Source organism: Gemmata sp. SH-PL17, from assembly GCF_001610855.1.
Lineage (GTDB): Bacteria > Planctomycetota > Planctomycetia > Gemmatales > Gemmataceae > Gemmata > Gemmata massiliana.
The window spans coordinates 2,825,386-2,839,554 of sequence record NZ_CP011271.1 but is presented as its reverse complement, the minus strand read 5'-3'; the positions used below and the strand labels follow the sequence as shown (position 1 = coordinate 2,839,554).

16 protein-coding genes are annotated in these 14,169 nt (G+C 61.9%); 5 read left to right on the top strand and 11 right to left on the bottom strand.

Annotated features, from left to right (window positions below):
- Nucleotides 1–882, top strand: coding sequence for an NrfD/PsrC family molybdoenzyme membrane anchor subunit (nrfD, locus tag VT84_RS11805; RefSeq protein ID WP_082839650.1), 882 nt, complete (start codon nucleotides 1–3; stop codon nucleotides 880–882).
- 791 nt (nucleotides 883–1,673) lie between these two features.
- On the opposite strand, the gene VT84_RS11800 is transcribed toward nrfD, so the two are convergent.
- From VT84_RS11800 to VT84_RS40755, 7 genes are all read right to left on the bottom strand, one after another.
- Complete coding sequence (locus VT84_RS11800) at nucleotides 1,674–2,348, bottom strand: hypothetical protein (protein WP_082839649.1); 675 nt, start codon at nucleotides 2,346–2,348, stop codon at nucleotides 1,674–1,676.
- A 45-nt stretch (nucleotides 2,349–2,393) separates the two neighbouring features.
- Nucleotides 2,394–3,035, bottom strand: coding sequence for a hypothetical protein (locus VT84_RS11795; protein WP_082839648.1), 642 nt, complete (start codon nucleotides 3,033–3,035; stop codon nucleotides 2,394–2,396).
- A 147-nt stretch (nucleotides 3,036–3,182) separates the two neighbouring features.
- Nucleotides 3,183–3,434 carry a hypothetical protein gene (locus VT84_RS11790; RefSeq protein ID WP_082839647.1) on the bottom strand — a complete coding sequence of 84 codons (252 nt, stop codon included), beginning with the start codon at nucleotides 3,432–3,434 and terminating at the stop codon, nucleotides 3,183–3,185.
- Nucleotides 3,435–3,883: 449 nt separating this feature from the next.
- The gene (locus VT84_RS11785; RefSeq protein ID WP_082839646.1) at nucleotides 3,884–4,510 is read right to left on the bottom strand and encodes a DUF4145 domain-containing protein; all 627 of its coding nucleotides are present in this window, start codon (nucleotides 4,508–4,510) and stop codon (nucleotides 3,884–3,886) included.
- Nucleotides 4,511–4,568: 58 nt separating this feature from the next.
- Complete coding sequence (locus tag VT84_RS11780; RefSeq protein ID WP_082838126.1) at nucleotides 4,569–4,964, bottom strand: hypothetical protein; 396 nt, start codon at nucleotides 4,962–4,964, stop codon at nucleotides 4,569–4,571.
- A 17-nt stretch (nucleotides 4,965–4,981) separates the two neighbouring features.
- Nucleotides 4,982–5,383 carry a transposase gene (locus VT84_RS11775; protein ID WP_082838127.1) on the bottom strand — a complete coding sequence of 134 codons (402 nt, stop codon included), beginning with the start codon at nucleotides 5,381–5,383 and terminating at the stop codon, nucleotides 4,982–4,984.
- A 304-nt stretch (nucleotides 5,384–5,687) separates the two neighbouring features.
- On the bottom strand, nucleotides 5,688–6,269 hold the full coding sequence (locus VT84_RS40755; protein WP_239465795.1) for a hypothetical protein: 582 nt from the start codon (nucleotides 6,267–6,269) through the stop codon (nucleotides 5,688–5,690).
- Nucleotides 6,270–6,551: 282 nt separating this feature from the next.
- On the opposite strand from VT84_RS40755, the gene VT84_RS11765 reads away from it, so the two are divergent.
- On the top strand, nucleotides 6,552–8,378 hold the full coding sequence (locus tag VT84_RS11765; protein ID WP_082839645.1) for an RNA polymerase sigma factor: 1,827 nt from the start codon (nucleotides 6,552–6,554) through the stop codon (nucleotides 8,376–8,378).
- A gap of 176 nt (nucleotides 8,379–8,554) precedes the next feature.
- On the opposite strand, the gene VT84_RS11760 is transcribed toward VT84_RS11765, so the two are convergent.
- Entirely contained in the window at nucleotides 8,555–8,725 is a 171-nt protein-coding gene (locus VT84_RS11760; protein WP_082839644.1) for a DUF1328 domain-containing protein, read from the bottom strand.
- A gap of 196 nt (nucleotides 8,726–8,921) precedes the next feature.
- Here VT84_RS11760 and VT84_RS11755 point away from each other — a divergent pair, with 196 nt between their 5' ends.
- On the top strand, nucleotides 8,922–9,137 hold the full coding sequence (locus tag VT84_RS11755; protein WP_082839643.1) for a hypothetical protein: 216 nt from the start codon (nucleotides 8,922–8,924) through the stop codon (nucleotides 9,135–9,137).
- A gap of 59 nt (nucleotides 9,138–9,196) precedes the next feature.
- Here the strand turns inward: VT84_RS11755 and VT84_RS11750 are convergent, their stop codons facing one another.
- Nucleotides 9,197–9,397: a hypothetical protein gene (locus VT84_RS11750; protein WP_082839642.1), complete on the bottom strand. Its 201-nt coding sequence runs from the start codon at nucleotides 9,395–9,397 to the stop codon at nucleotides 9,197–9,199.
- 180 nt (nucleotides 9,398–9,577) lie between these two features.
- Nucleotides 9,578–9,871: a hypothetical protein gene (locus VT84_RS11745; protein WP_082839641.1), complete on the bottom strand. Its 294-nt coding sequence runs from the start codon at nucleotides 9,869–9,871 to the stop codon at nucleotides 9,578–9,580.
- A gap of 174 nt (nucleotides 9,872–10,045) precedes the next feature.
- Between VT84_RS11745 and VT84_RS11740 the strand changes: the two genes are divergently transcribed.
- Nucleotides 10,046–11,553, top strand: a protein-coding gene (locus tag VT84_RS11740; protein ID WP_204249811.1) for an ISNCY family transposase whose coding sequence is annotated in 2 segments (ribosomal slippage) — nucleotides 10,046–10,931 and nucleotides 10,931–11,553 — 1,509 coding nt in all. Because the reading frame shifts where the segments join, the coding sequence is not laid out codon by codon here.
- A gap of 183 nt (nucleotides 11,554–11,736) precedes the next feature.
- Nucleotides 11,737–12,336, top strand: coding sequence for a hypothetical protein (locus VT84_RS11735; protein ID WP_082839640.1), 600 nt, complete (start codon nucleotides 11,737–11,739; stop codon nucleotides 12,334–12,336).
- Between the two features lie 420 nt (nucleotides 12,337–12,756).
- On the opposite strand, the gene VT84_RS11730 is transcribed toward VT84_RS11735, so the two are convergent.
- Entirely contained in the window at nucleotides 12,757–14,121 is a 1,365-nt protein-coding gene (locus VT84_RS11730) for a transposase (RefSeq protein ID WP_082839639.1), read from the bottom strand.
- Nucleotides 14,122–14,169 lie beyond the last annotated feature (48 nt).

Below are 14,169 nucleotides of genomic sequence, written 5' to 3'. Positions count from 1 at the left end.
ATGAACGCGACCGGACCGGTCGGGTACGCCAACGAGGAGCCGGCGCACGCGCCGCCGTGGCACGGACTAGTCGTGTGGGACGTGTTCTTTAATGCCCTCACGACCGGACTCTTTATGACCACGGCCGTGGGCGAACTCACGCGGCCGGAACTGGTCGCACCGGTCGCGGTGTGGGCGTACCCTCTGGCTCTCGTTCTGCTGCTGATCGACTTAACGCTGCTGGTCCTGGACCTCGGTGACCCGCTGCGGTTCCACCACATGCTCCGGGTGTTCAAGCCGAGTTCGCCGATGTCGCTGGGGACGTGGTGCCTGACCCTCTATTCGCTGCCGCTCACGCTCGTGGTCGCAGTAGAAGCGCTCGTACTCGTCGGGGTACTGCCCGATCTGTCGGGCGCGGTCGGGTGGGTTCACAAAATTGCGCTCGTAGTAGCACTACCATTCGCGTTCGGGTCGATGGCTTACAAGGGCGTGTTGTTCAGCACGAGCGCGCAACCGGGCTGGCGCGAGGCCCGGTGGTTCGGCGCGTATCACGTGGCCTCGGCGTTCGCCCTCGGGAGTGCAACCCTGCTGGGACTGGCGACCGCAAGCGGCCATCACGAAGCGGTCCGCGCCCTTTGGCCCGCGGGCTCAGCGCTCGCCGTCATCCAGCTCGTTCCCCTCGGCTTCCTCGCGACCGAACTTCGTACCGCCCTCGCCACACGGTACGCGCGGAGCGCTCTTGGAGCAACCGCCGTTGCCATTGGAGCGGGTGCGCTCGTTCCGCTCGCTCTGTTTCCATTCGGTGGTGCCAGTGTGATCGCCGCTGCGATACTGGTTCTAGGTGGGGGTTGGGTCGTGCGCGCCCTCGTCGTGATGCTCCCCGCAGTCCACGAAGCGAAGTAAACCCTTCGGACGTGTGCCCGGGGCTCGGCGCAAAGTTCGCAAAATTATTTCGGGCTCCGAGACGAACCCGGCGTTAACTCGTGTGTTGCTCTCTCGGCGAGACTCCGAGACTTTTCCGAAGAGAAATTCGGGGTCCGAGACGAAACGCTAGGGTTCGGCTCGGACCCCGAGATGTCTCCCTCGAACCCGAGACTTTTTCCGCGATCGGAATGTGGACCAAAGTGCCTGAAAACGTGCAGAAAGCGACGGCAGCCGGGAGGACTCACTCCCGGCTGTACGTGCTAACCCCTGTGTGCGTTTATTCCGCACCTGCTGACTCAGCTCCCCGACTTGGATTCGAACCAAGAACCTAGCGGTTAACAGGCAAAAGAAGCGAACACGGCTGGGATCGGAAACACTGGAATTTCAAGCACTTTATCGTCTCGCTTTGTTCCAAGCAAGTCGCAATTCGCGCATCTCGTGCGAGGTTTACGGGTAAGCCGGGTAGAGAACCCACACTAACCTGAGAACCTCAGCCTCGCGGCTATTTGATCGCCCGATGAACCGTCCGACCGCCACAATCGAAGGCTACGGACGGGTTCCACAACGTTTCGAATCGTGCCCCCAGATGTGTCGTCAGCACAGTCTAAAAGTACCACACTATTTGAGCCGGAACATCGTTCTGACGGCCATTGAGCGATTCCGTGCCTTGCGCCCTTTCGAGATCGGCTCGGGACCGTCCTCGTTGTCAATTTAGCTCGCTGCTTTGCAACAGAACGATTGCTGTGTCGTTCAACACCTAATGCGATTGACTAGGGGACCACGACTTCGTTCTGAACGGTGACGTGTTCCGGTGGAATCACTTCGGCCCGAGTCACGAAGCCGTGAGCAGAGAACGGATCACAGAGCAACTCATCAAGTCCGGCAGTGTCAACCTGTAAGATCGTGTAAACATCGGACGGTATGCGCCCTTTATTTTTTGGAAGGAGCAAAAATCGCTCGATCGCGTGTTCGCGCGACTCGAATAGGTGAATCCAGCGGTGCGTCTCTGGAAATTTGGTGGTGTTCACTTTCGTCGCCCAACCGGGCTGTAGACCAGAAGCCAAAATACTCGTGACGTGCTTGGTTGGTGTTGCGTGGAACATCGTCGCGGGCTTCGGTCGGGGCGGCATGTCGAAGACAACGAGGTGTTGCTGTTGGAACTGTTCCTCGTTGCGTTCAAGAGTCAGCGTTCGCACATGACCGAACGATTGAAGGACGTGTAGCCGCTCTTCCTGTTCTTGCGATAATGCGTTCCCACCAAACCAACGCATCGAAAAGGCGTATGGCGGAATGAAAGCGTGCGGTGTGTAACGCCATTCCCAAAAACGCGCTGAATGTTCTACCGGCCAACTCTCGTTGGTGATGGACATAAACACGCGGTCCATGAGTGCGCGGTACTGCGGGTGCGTGATTGCGGCGAGTACCGGGTCGGAACTGTTTTCCATTTCGTCTTTGTCGCCCCGGGACGTTTCGAGGAGCTTCCTCGTGGGTCAATCGGCAGAGGAACGAAGATCGGTAATGTAACTGTGCCAGTCTTCCAAGTAATCGAACAGTGCGTTGGCGACGTGGCGCAGGTTGGCGACGTCGATGACTTGCGGCATGTCCTTGAATCGTTCTCGGGTCCAGCGTAGCGTTCGCGCGTCCCGGTCGTATCTGAGGGTTTGTCCGTCCTCGTCAACCGCGTGAAACTGGTCGATGAGTTCAGCCGCAACCGCCACTCTTTCGTCGCCCGCTTCAACGCTGGTAATGAGTTTCAGAGTGTAGCACCACAACGGCGGAAGCTTGTGTTTGGTGAGTACGGCATCCCGGCTCAACTCCCCGGCTTTGTAGTCTTTGCCGAGAATAGCTTTGAGGTCGGCATCGTCGTAAATGTCCATCGCTAGACCAAGCCTAACCAAATCCTTCAGAACAATCTCAACGCTGTGCCGATAAAGCGTGAGGACCGGAAAGACGAGACTGTCGTTGTTAAAGGTCTGGCCTAGATACTGGTCGATGAGCATTTCGGCAGCGGTCTTGAAAGCATTAGCGTGGCCGGGGAATATCGGGTAAGAAACCTGAGCGTATTCAACGTGGAAGTAGCGGCGACCGTTTTCCGGTGCGACGAACAACGACATCCCCGGTTCCAAGCTCATGATTCGCTCTCGCAGGTCGTAAAATCAGCCCCAAAAGAGACTCCCGCCATGCTCAGAGGTTCGCCGACGAGTAGCACGATTCAATCGTCAGGCGAAGGCACAAAGAGTCCTAGCAACCTCATTGGCACGGCTCCGCGTTTCGCGCCTTTACGCTGCCGCCCCCTGTTCCGTGAAGTACGTCAACCGGTTGTTGTCGATGTGAACTTCGCACCACGTACCGTTGCCGCGGAAGCCGACGAGCATTCCCGACCCCGATTTCGTGAAGGGATGATACTGGAACCGGGTAAACTGATCGCGGCGCAGCCCGTCGAACCACTGCGGGACGCTCGTCAATACCGCTTTTACTGCTTCTTGTGTTGAGGTGAATTGAGGTTGAACGGTGAACAGGATCATTCGCATGGGACAATCCCCGCGGTGTTTGGGACGGGTTCAATTTCTGCCACCAACAGGTTTATTCTCCCGGCGGATCGCAAACACCGCAAGTTTGGATTGTGGCATTTCGTATACTATTTTGCCGCGAACGAAGAAGTTCCGGTATTTAGTGTTTGAGGCTGGAACGTCTTTCACACTATCCAAACCTTCGCTCGTCACTCTGCGACGGGCTGATGTTGCGTCAGCCGAGCACACTCCATCACACTCGTTTCGAGGACCGCTGTTCCAGCACTGCTTTCGCGGCGCCCCACTCCTGGGGCGCCTGCGGTCTGGAACAACCCCGTGTGCCGTGGTTCCGCAAGCGCCCCAGGAGCGGGGCGCCCGGCGGTGCTGTGAGCGTTCCGCGCCCCAGGTCGGGAAGTAGACACCACAGGAACGGAGCAGGCCGGGAACTGATCCCTGGCCTGTCTTTATCTTCAACCAAGACAATTTGCCTCAACGAAATCGAGCAAACGTTTTACGTCATCGTCATTGAATTCCTGCTCTTTTCCGTGAGCGGCCGCATTACCAACATCGAGAAGACTTTGGACCAACCTCCATTTCGGCTGCGTCAGTTTCCCGGCAGACTTCAGCGAGTCATTTAGCCGAGAGGCTTTCTCAGTGTCGTAATTTGGGATGCTGTGACTCTCAGCTTCGTCTCGGAGCCAGTTTTCGATGGCGATTCGACCGAGAACGGCGGCCGGTATCCTGTGACCCACTTTGAGTAATCCCCGTGCTTCTGTAGCAAGCGATCCGAACATCTCTGCGTGAAGGATGTGTTTCAACTTACCAACGAATCCCTGCTCCAAACATTCCGCCGCGCTTTCGAGTAGTCCAGTTATCCTTGAGATTCTGTACTCTATGTTTACAGGTTCGCCATCAATCTCTTTGATTTTCTGTTGATAACTAGTCAATTCAGCATAAGCGAGTGATTGGATCGCGCTTTCAACCCACCCTGTGTATGCCCGATCGAGGGTATTCGAGCTTTCTTCTGGGTTGAGACTGCGCAGAAGGTAGTCGGATCGCATAATAAGCGTGCGCAGAAACTCACATACGTTTTTCATGTTTATTTAATCTCCGTTGCGTGGTCGCAGGCGTTCAGCCGATGTGTTCAACTAAGGACTACCGGACAAAACCCGATCGTAAGAGGATCACGCAAGCCGCCATCTGGCACCAGCCGAGGTAGTTGCGCGCGTTGCGGTCGCGCCGCCTGCGGACCCGGCCGAACTGGGCGAAGAAGTTGTGACACCGCTCGACGGCGTTGCGCACCTTGCCGACTCCGGGGCGCTTCTGACCACGGCCGGGAGCGTACAACCGGAACCCCTGGGAACCGGCTCGGCCCCGCGACGGTTCGTTCCCGTATGCACCGTCCGCTCGGGCGGTTGGTCGGCCCCGCTCGTCGGTCGTGTCGGTCGGCACCTCCGGGGCCGGCGCACGAACGACCAGGGCCGCCAGCACCTTGTGGGTCTGGCAGCCGTCGTTGGCCCCGGCTTTGGTGACTACGACCGCCAGGGGCATGGCTCGCGCGTCGCTCGCTATGTGGATCGCCGTGCCCGACTTGCCGCGATCAACCGGACTCGGCCCCGAAGCTTCGCCCCCTTTTCCGACGGCTTCTTGGACCCGTCGAGGAGGATCTGGTCCCAGTTGATCCCGTGCAACCGCTGGTACCGCTCGGCCAGTTGTTGCCACGCCCGAAGAAACGCATCCTCGCGGAGCCAGTCCTTGAGTCGGCGTTGGACCGTCTTGTACGACGGGAAGCACCACGGGAGCAACTCCCAACTAATGCCCGAGGCCAGGACGTACAACAGCGCGTGAAGGCATTCCCGATTGCCGCACGGCGGGCGACCGTTGCCGGACCAAACCTTGGTCGGCAGGACCGGCTCAAAGACCGCCCAGATGCCTTCCGGTAGTTCGCGGGCCAGATCCTTCAGTTGCATGGACCGAATCCTGAGCAGAATGGGTGCCGATCAGGATAGGCGACTTCGTAGTTTTGTCCGGTAGTCCTAAGGCTGATGGCGGACGGAGCAAGAGCAACAAAGAGCGGTAGTCGTTTTCATAGTTTGGTGCGCTAAATTTCTTGTGTGGAATCTTTGAATTTCAACGACTGCCAGCGCGTTGAGGAATTGCTTCCGCCGTGTCGAAAATCATGGCGCCTCAGCATTTGGGGCTCGAATAGTTGAAATCTCCTCTAAACGACACCATTTGTCAAAGTTGGTTCGCCTTACTCGCCTTAGCTATCCCTTACTCTTTCCCGAGAACGAGGTCCACGACCCAGCACCCGCGCACGTGCGGCCCGGGACCGCGACAGTGGTCGAACACGTCGGCACTGTCACAACCTGCGTCTTGAAGCGCATCCGCCAGGATCGGCATCGCGCCAAAGTCACGCGACTCGTACATCTGCGACGCGAGCGCGACTGCGGTGGAGCTGTGCCACTCGGGGAGGAATGTGATGGGGCGGAACGGGTTCCCGAAGATGTCGTGGAGGGTAAGCAGTTGATAACGCAGTGCCCGGCGGTTATCGGCCACTTCGAGCGTACTTCCTCGCAGCAGCCTCTTGAGGTCTCCGGCCGTGCCTTCGTAAGCAGCCCTCCACGCAGATTCGTTACAAACCCACGCCAGACTCGGGTGGTTCGGAACGACCGGGCGAACATCGTCGGCCCACTCCTCCGCGATCGCAACGGCTTCAGCTATCCCGAACCTACCGTGCCTTTGCAACGCGCTTGCGCACGCCCAAAGCCGTAGCTCACGTTCACTTGCTTTCACTCGAATGAAATCGAGCATTTGCTGCGCATCCTCGCACGCGAGCCATTCCGCTTCGGTCATCGGTTGCCCCCTGGAACCGCTCCCAGCATGATCGATCCGGCGCCCGGTACCAAGTTGCGAATCACTCGATTCCGGTTAGAATGTGCATCCGCGGCGGCTTCCGTTTTTGCTTCGGAGTGGTACCGATAGCCCGGGAGCAATAACGAAGAACGGTATGATGGTGGCGACGATCGACCGGCTCCCACAGCGAAGAACTCGCAGAAAAACGGCCGCGCGGAACCGCTCGAAATTTTTCGGCAAATTCCCGACTCCCGGGTACCCCACCGGGCACTCCCGTTCGACATGCACGCACCGCTCACTCGATTAGCTGCCCAACTTGTCCCGCCCCAACCCGACGGGGAACTGCTCGCGCGGTTCGTCCGCGACCGGGACGAGGTCGCGTTCGCGGCACTGGTCCACCGGCACGGGCCAACCGTGTATGGCGTGTGCCGACGGCGACTTGGCAACGGTGCCGACGCGGACGATGCGTTCCAAGCCGTGTTTCTGGTCCTGATGACCCGGGCCGGGGCACTCCCGCCCGGGTCGGCTCTCGGGGGATGGTTGCACGGTGTGGCCGTTCGGGTCGCGGACAAGGCACGCACGTCCTTCGCTCGGCTCCGCAAGCACGAACGGCGCGCGGCCGAAGCTCGTTCCGAGCGAACCTCCGATCCGCTCCCGGACGAACCCCCGGTGTGGTTGGACCGTGAGGTGGCCGCGCTCCCCGAGCGGTATCGCGAGCCGGTGGTGCGGTGCCTGATCCAGGAACGGTCCCGGGCCGAAGTCGCGGCCGAACTGGGGATTCCCGAGGGCACACTGGCCAGCCGACTCGACACGGCCCGGAAGCGGCTCGCGGACCGGTTGGCCCGGCACCGCGCCCCGCTCGTATTCGGCGCCCTGTTGGTGCCCGTGCCGGTGACACTGGCGGCCACAACGGTGAGCCGGGTAACCGACGGAGCGGGCGCGGCGATCCACCAACTCGCGAACGAGGTAGCGAACGCGATGCACACGAACACGACGCGCATTGTGGTGGTCGCGGCCGGAGCGCTGTGCTCGGCCGGCGGCCTCCTACTCGCGGCCGGCGGAGGCGATTTCCCGGCTCCGCAGCCACTCAACCACGTTGTCGCACACCGGCCCGCGCCGGTGCCGCCGGAACCGGAGTGGGTGGTGGCGTTCCGCAAGACCTACGCACTGAAGGACGGCGAGTACGCGAAGCGGGTGGCCCCGCCGTACATCGACGCCCGCAAGGAATACATGTACCGGGAGCTGTATGGGAACAAGCAAACGCCCGAGGTCGAGGCTCAGGTGCGGGAGCGATTGGACGGGCAGTTGCCGTTCTTGACGTTGTTCCTGAACTTTGATGAGGGCAAGCTGACGAGACGGGTGATTCGGTCCTCGATCGGCCTAGCAAAGATACCGAAGTATCAAAGCGGCGAGCGGATAATGAACGTGTGGGACGCCGTCACATACGTCACCGGGCTGGAGCACCCGGAGATCGTGATCGACCCGAAGTCGAAGGGGCACCCGCTGCTCTCGACGCGGGAGGAGGTGATCGATGGCGCGGGGATTCGCGGGAACTTGACCGTCAATGGCGATTTCGTCACCCGTAAGGACGCCCCGTTGGACAAATTGGTTCCGCAACTGGAGCGGATCTTCCGCGAGGAGTGCAAACTGGACGTGCGATTGACGGTGAAGGAAGAAGAGCAAGAGGTGTTCGTGGTCGGCGGGACGTTCAAGCCGAACCCACCCGCGTGGCGCCCGAAGAAGGAGCTGGATTTCTACGCCACGGAAGAGGGGTTGAACAAGGAATACGATCACTTCGGAACCGACAACGACAAGACGCCAAACTGGAAGACGGTCGATACGTCCCTGAGAATCGGGACACTGGTGACGCTGGTGCGGTCCATCGGGGATCGCCTGGGAACGCGGATGGTGTGGGACACCCCGCTCCCGACCGTGCCGCGGGTATCGTGGCACCATCACACCATCCGGAACCCGACGAAGGAACAAGAGGCGGTCGACCGCGACCCCGAGAAGATACTGCCGGTGGTCACAGCACAGACCGGTCTGACGTTCAAGAAAGAGACGCGCCGCGTGCAGGTTCTGTATTTGAGCGCGCCGGAACAGAAGTGATTTGTGCCGCTCGTTGCGCAACTGATTGCCGCTCGAAAAAAGAACCGGCCGCGGTCAACGAGGTGTCGCCCATTCACCTCGTTGACCGCGGCCGGTTCACGTCCACTTTACACGCGGAGAAGGCTTGGGTCGCGGTCTCCCCGCGATCTTGCTTCGCCGATCCGGTCGCGTCTCACCTATTCGATGCTCGGTCCGCGGCGCCCCATCAGCATCGATACTACGGCTAGAATCAGGAACAGGAACAGCAGCACCTGCCCGATCCACGCGGCGTCGCCCGCGATCCCACCGAACCCAAAGAACGCCGAGATTAGCGCCACGATGAAGAACAGAATGGCCCAACGGAACATGGTCGCCTCCCCTGCGGTAAGAGTGCCTCACGGAACCGATGGAGTAGCTGCACATTCCGGGCCAATGACGCGAAACCGCACGGCACATGGCTTGCATGGTTCTGTTCACGGCGGGGTGACTGCAGTGGGTTGAATGGGCGACGGCCCGCCGCGCGTCACCCCGCTTTTTCGTTTCAAGGGCCGTCGGAGGAAGCCCATGTCTACCGAAGATCCGCGCGCGTTCGCCGTCGAAACGAACCCGAACGAACAGAATCCCGGACTCCCGCGACTCGTTCTGGAGATCCGGGCACGGCTCGGTGGGAACGTAACTCCCGAACAGGTCGCGGCCGAGATCCGGGCCAGCGGGTTGCCCGAAGTGTCCGACGAGGATGTGCGCCAAGTTTGGGATGAGGGGCACCTGCCCGTTCAGTGATACCCGGTGTTTCGCTTCCGGGTACGCTATTGTTCAAGCCGATTCAACCGCCTCGTTCGCTACAGGCTTTTCATTTCCAGAACGGTTGCGGCATCGTAAGGGAACCCATCTTCGGGTACGTCATCAAGGCTCTCGGCATTGCACTTCACGCACGCGGGCACGTACCCGAATGTGGAGTTGGGCTCGGGCCACCAGATGCGTTCGCTGAAACACTGTGGGCACGGGGACGGGTTCACTGGGGGCTTGGGCGGACGCGGCATCACGGCACTCGGGCGGTGGAGGGATGAAACCGGCTCAGCAGCATAGTTGCGTTCGGGGATCGTTGGTGGACACCTCCGATTCAGATCCCCCAATGAGGCAGAGCATCCTTTTGGCCCGGGATACCACCGTTCGCATGGCTCTGTGGGGTATCTCCGCCAGTTCACAGCGCCCTTCGCATGCTAGCGAGCACGACGCATGACACTCCAGTCGTGGATGCAGATGCCAAGCACCGGCATCCTGCCGGGCTGCTCGTCCTCGTGCGCAACGAACGCGATGCCCGTTGGGGCGTTGGGAGCCGACTCCCAATCCGGGTAGTACATCTCGTCGCCGTTATCGAAGAACAGCGGGAACTGCGATAGTACCTCCTGAAGCGGGCAGCCGATCCCGACTCGACTGAATGCCCGTCCGCGGTACCCCTCGAATGCCCAGATGCAGAACAAGTCGCCGGCCGCGTTGAAGTCGAAGCGAACCACATCCGCGCCGAAAAAGGCCAGGCAGGCAAACGTGTCTGGATCGGAAGTGGCGGCTGGTTTAACCTTTAGGTCGGCCTCCGAGGACGACCGATGAAGAAGGCGAAGACCGCGGAGCCAACGATCACCCGCGACCTGACGCCCGAGCGGGCCGCGTGCCCGTACTGCGGGCGGCCCATGTGGGCCGATTATGCGGCCCGCCGCACGGTCCACACCCTGACCGGTGTGACCCGTTTGAATCTGACCGTTCGCCGGTGCCGGACCGCGGCGTGCGCCGGTTACAAGAAGCCGTACCGGCCCGAGGCCGAGGGCTCGTTCGCGCTGCCCCGGCACGAGTTCGGGCTCGACGTGATCGCCCTGATCGGGCGCCCGCGGTACGCCGAGCACCGGTCCGTGCCCGAGATCCGGACCCACTTGGTCGCCCGGAACGTGTCGGTGTCCGAGCGCACCGTGACCAACCTGCTGGACCGGTACGACGAGTTGCTCGCCACGTCCCTGACCGACGATCACCGGGTCCAGAAGGTGCTGGCCGCCCAGGGCAAGGTGATCCTGGCCCTCGACGGGCTCCAACCGGACGTCGGGCGCGAGGTGCTGTGGGTGATCCGGGACGTGCTCAGCGGCCAGATCCTGCTGGCTAAGAGCCTGCTGTCGGCCCGGAACCAAGATCTGGCGGCCCTGCTGTCAGCGGTGAAGGGGGCGTGCGGGGTGCCGGTCGCCGGGGTCATCTCCGACGGCCAGCACTCGATTCGCAAAGCCGTGGCGCGGGCGCTCCCCGGTGTGCCCTACCAGCTGTGCCAGTTCCACGACCTGCGGGAGGCCGCGAAGCCCATTTATGAGGCCGATCGGCACGCCAAGGTGGCACTCAAGAAGAAGGTCCGCGGGGTGCGCCAGATCGAGCGCCAGGTCGAGGGGCGAACCGATCCCGAGGCCGGCGCGGTGCGCGGGTACTGCTCGGCGGTACGGAGCGCCATCACCGACGATGGGCGGCCCCCGCTGGACGCGTCGGGGCTCAAGTTGCACGCCCGACTGAGCGCGGTCGCCGGGAGCCTGGGGCGGGTCAAGGCCAAGGGGGCGCGCCGCCCGAGCTGACGCGCCTGGAGAGGATCCTCCGGGGCGCCCTGAGCGCGGCGGGTGGGGCGTTCGCGCCGTTGTACCTGGCGTTCGGGTGGGCGCACCGGGCGGCCCACATCCTGGGCCAAGTCGAACTCAAGGGGGCCGTCGTTCGGAGCCAGTTGAGCGGGCTGCTGGGCGCGATGGCGCGGCACCGGGGGGCGGTCGGCGACCTGAGCGGGGCCGTGGATCAGTTCGTGAAGGTGAGCCGGAGCTACTGGCCCGGGCTGTTCGCGTGTTACGACACGCCCGGGGTGCCACGGACCAACAACGACCTGGAGCGGGCGTTCGGGAGCCACCGGTATCACGAGCGCCGGGCCACCGGGCGCAAGGGCGCCAGCCCGTCGCTGGTGCTGCGGGGCGCGGCCAAGTTGATCGCCGGGCTGGCGACCCGGTCACGCGAGGTGACGGCGGCCGACCTAGCCGGTGCGGATCGGGCCGCGTGGAAGCAGTTGCGGGCCGAATTGGAGACCCGGCGGGAGCGGCGGGTCGAGCGGAGGCGATTCCGGCGCGCCCCCGACGGGTACCTGAAAGCCCTCGAAAACAAGCTCATCCAGTCACGTTTGCCGGCCTAGAAAAAAACGCTCACTTTTTTCGGTGACTCAGTTACCGCAAACAGCGAAGCCGATGCGACTGAAAAAGGGAGACAACTGGCGTCTCTTCTCGGCCAGAAACAGTGTCTATTAATTCTCGACGGACTGGAACCCCATCAGGACGCGCTAACCGCGCGCCAGCCGGGGGCGCTAAACGATTGGGGGATGTCGGCATTGCTCAAAGGGTTAGCAACCCACAACCGGGGGCTTTGCGTCGTTACCACACGTTACCCCGTCGCGGACCTGAATCACTTCTTGCCCGTCATGACCCAGCAGCGCGATGTGACGCGGCTGTCAACAGACGCTGGTGTGGATTTGTTGTCAAAGCTCGGCGTAACAGGCCCACGAGCGAATCGAGAAGCGTTGGTTGACGACGTGAGGGGCCACGCACTCACGCTCAATTTATTGGGATCCTATTTACGCGAGGCGCACGGCGGTAGCCTCCTCAAGCGAGATCTCATCAAATTGGAAGAGGCAGATGCAGAAGAACAAGGCGGGCACGCCTTTCGTGTGATGGATGCTTACGTCAAATGGTTCGAGAACGCGGGGGAAGAAGGTTGCCGTGCTGCCGCCGTGCTGCGGCTCATGGGATTATTTGACCGCCCCGCAGTCGCGGGTGGCCTCGACACGCTATGGAGTGGCGAACTAATCGTTGGTTTGACTGAACCGCTCGTCGGATCGAGTGTGCCACAGCGAAATAAGGTTCTTGAGCGCCTGAAATCAGCAAAGTTACTTATCGTGAACCGCGACACGGCGGGGGCCTAGTTTCGATTGACGCCCACCCACTAGTGCGAGAGTATTTCGCACGCCGAATGCTCACCCAGTGTCTCGAAGCATGGCGGGCTGCTCACAGTCGGCTCTTCAGGTATCTGTTGGAGACTACGAATGAGGGTGCCGAGCCGACGTTAGAAGCACTTCAACCGCTCTACCAAGCAATCGCGCACGGATGCCGAGCGGGGTTGCCGGAGTTCAGCGCCCAACTCTATCGCGATCGAATATTGCGTGGCCGAGAAGGTTACAGCAGAAATAAATTGGGTGCCTTTGGGACCGACTTGAGGGCAGTGGCCCACTTCTTCGAGAAACAGTGGGATCAGGTTACATCCACACTATCTGAAGAAATCAAATCTTGGCTTTGTCACGAAGCGGCGTTTCTCTTGGATGCTTTAGGCCATCCCTTTCAATGCATCACGTCTGTTCATCGTTGAGTAGTCGTGATGTGGCGACGTGTTTGGCGTCGGGGAACCGGGTGCGGGGTGGGCGCGGTTTCTTCGGTCCCCGCGTGGCTTTCCGATATCGCCCCAGGTTCGCACCTCGAGCCAACCCCACCAGCCATTCGGCCATCCGGCCGACCGACCATACGCCGATCTCGACCCACGCTTCGGCCGGGACCGCGATCCACAACCCCGGGCACGCGCCCGATACCTCCAACGCCAAGTGGTAATCCGAGACCCCGTCCGCGCGCCCCGCGCCGTGGGCCGCCCGCAACGCTCCTTTCACACCCGCGTACACGTTCCCCGCGGCCAACGCCACGCAGAACCCGAACAATGCGGCCGGCGGATAACCGAGCGCGTTCACCTCGCACCGGAGCACCGTTGTCAACCGCAGGAACAGCCCCTCGACCGACCAACGCCCCCGGTACAGCTCGACCACTCGTGCCCCGGTCGCCGCCCGGGCCGGCAGGTTCGTCAGCACCTCGATGACCTCGTCCCCATCACGGGTCGGGTGGTCCAACGTGAGCCGCACCCGGCGCACCGCCAACTCGGCCCCGCTCGGCTCGGTCAGCCAAATCGTCTGCTCGGCGAGCGCTCCGGTGTCGGTCCGACCCACCTCGACCCAGTCCGATTCCCGGTCCCAACTCAGGGTCGCGGCGTGCCGCCGGATCACGAACGAGCCGTTCCGTCGGGCGATCCCGAACAGGAACCCGGTGGTGCAAAAGTTCCGATCCGCGACCCACACGTCGTTCTCATCCACCGTCGCCAGGATCGGGTCGAGCAGGGACCGCTCCTGGGCGTGGGCGTCCTCACACGGGATCACGTCGATGGCCAACCCGAGAGCCGGGTCAAGGACCACCAGGGCCTGCCCCGGCAACGGCCCGGCGATCACGTCCCGCAACGGCTTGAGGCGCCGCTGGGTCTTGCTCAGGTGATTCCCATCGAGCACCTTTACTCGATACCCGGGAAGCGGTTCCACTTCCGCTCCGCCCATCGCCCGGATGACCGGCCCCAACCGCTCGGCCGTGTGTTGCACCCGTTCCCGTCCGGCGGCGGTCGGAACCCGGGCCAGGCGGGCGTACACGGCCGAAACGGACACCGGCAGGTGGTCGTCCGCTTGGTACGCGGCGTGGGCCGAGGGCTTCACCCGGCACACGACCGTGGCCATCAGATCGACGCATGTGGAGAACAGGAGCTCGCGGTCGTCCCGATCCCCGGCGATGCGCACGAACAGGTCATCCAGGTGCCCGGGATCGAGCGCGTACTCAAACGCACCCCGGATCGCAACCGCCATCGGGCTGTGGGCGATGAATCGCTCAAGGACCGCATCCAGCAACATCCGTGCTCCTCATCATGCCCACGCAACATCTACCCCCGTAGGCTATTA

Coding starts and splice junctions, on each gene's coding strand:
- VT84_RS11795 (WP_082839648.1), bottom strand. CDS start 3,035: ATGAGCTTGGAACCGGGGATGTCGTTGTTCGTCGCACCGGAAAACGGT.
- VT84_RS11785 (WP_082839646.1), bottom strand. CDS start 4,510: ATGAAAAACGTATGTGAGTTTCTGCGCACGCTTATTATGCGATCCGAC.
- VT84_RS11760 (WP_082839644.1), bottom strand. CDS start 8,725: ATGTTCCGTTGGGCCATTCTGTTCTTCATCGTGGCGCTAATCTCGGCG.
- nrfD (WP_082839650.1), top strand. CDS start 1: ATGAACGCGACCGGACCGGTCGGGTACGCCAACGAGGAGCCGGCGCAC.
- VT84_RS11755 (WP_082839643.1), top strand. CDS start 8,922: ATGTCTACCGAAGATCCGCGCGCGTTCGCCGTCGAAACGAACCCGAAC.
- VT84_RS11775 (WP_082838127.1), bottom strand. CDS start 5,383: ATGCAACTGAAGGATCTGGCCCGCGAACTACCGGAAGGCATCTGGGCG.
- VT84_RS11735 (WP_082839640.1), top strand. CDS start 11,737: ATGTCGGCATTGCTCAAAGGGTTAGCAACCCACAACCGGGGGCTTTGC.
- VT84_RS11750 (WP_082839642.1), bottom strand. CDS start 9,397: ATGCCGCGTCCGCCCAAGCCCCCAGTGAACCCGTCCCCGTGCCCACAG.
- VT84_RS11730 (WP_082839639.1), bottom strand. CDS start 14,121: ATGTTGCTGGATGCGGTCCTTGAGCGATTCATCGCCCACAGCCCGATG.
- VT84_RS11800 (WP_082839649.1), bottom strand. CDS start 2,348: ATGGAAAACAGTTCCGACCCGGTACTCGCCGCAATCACGCACCCGCAG.
- VT84_RS11780 (WP_082838126.1), bottom strand. CDS start 4,964: ATGCCCCTGGCGGTCGTAGTCACCAAAGCCGGGGCCAACGACGGCTGC.
- VT84_RS40755 (WP_239465795.1), bottom strand. CDS start 6,269: ATGACCGAAGCGGAATGGCTCGCGTGCGAGGATGCGCAGCAAATGCTC.
- VT84_RS11790 (WP_082839647.1), bottom strand. CDS start 3,434: ATGCGAATGATCCTGTTCACCGTTCAACCTCAATTCACCTCAACACAA.
- VT84_RS11765 (WP_082839645.1), top strand. CDS start 6,552: ATGCACGCACCGCTCACTCGATTAGCTGCCCAACTTGTCCCGCCCCAA.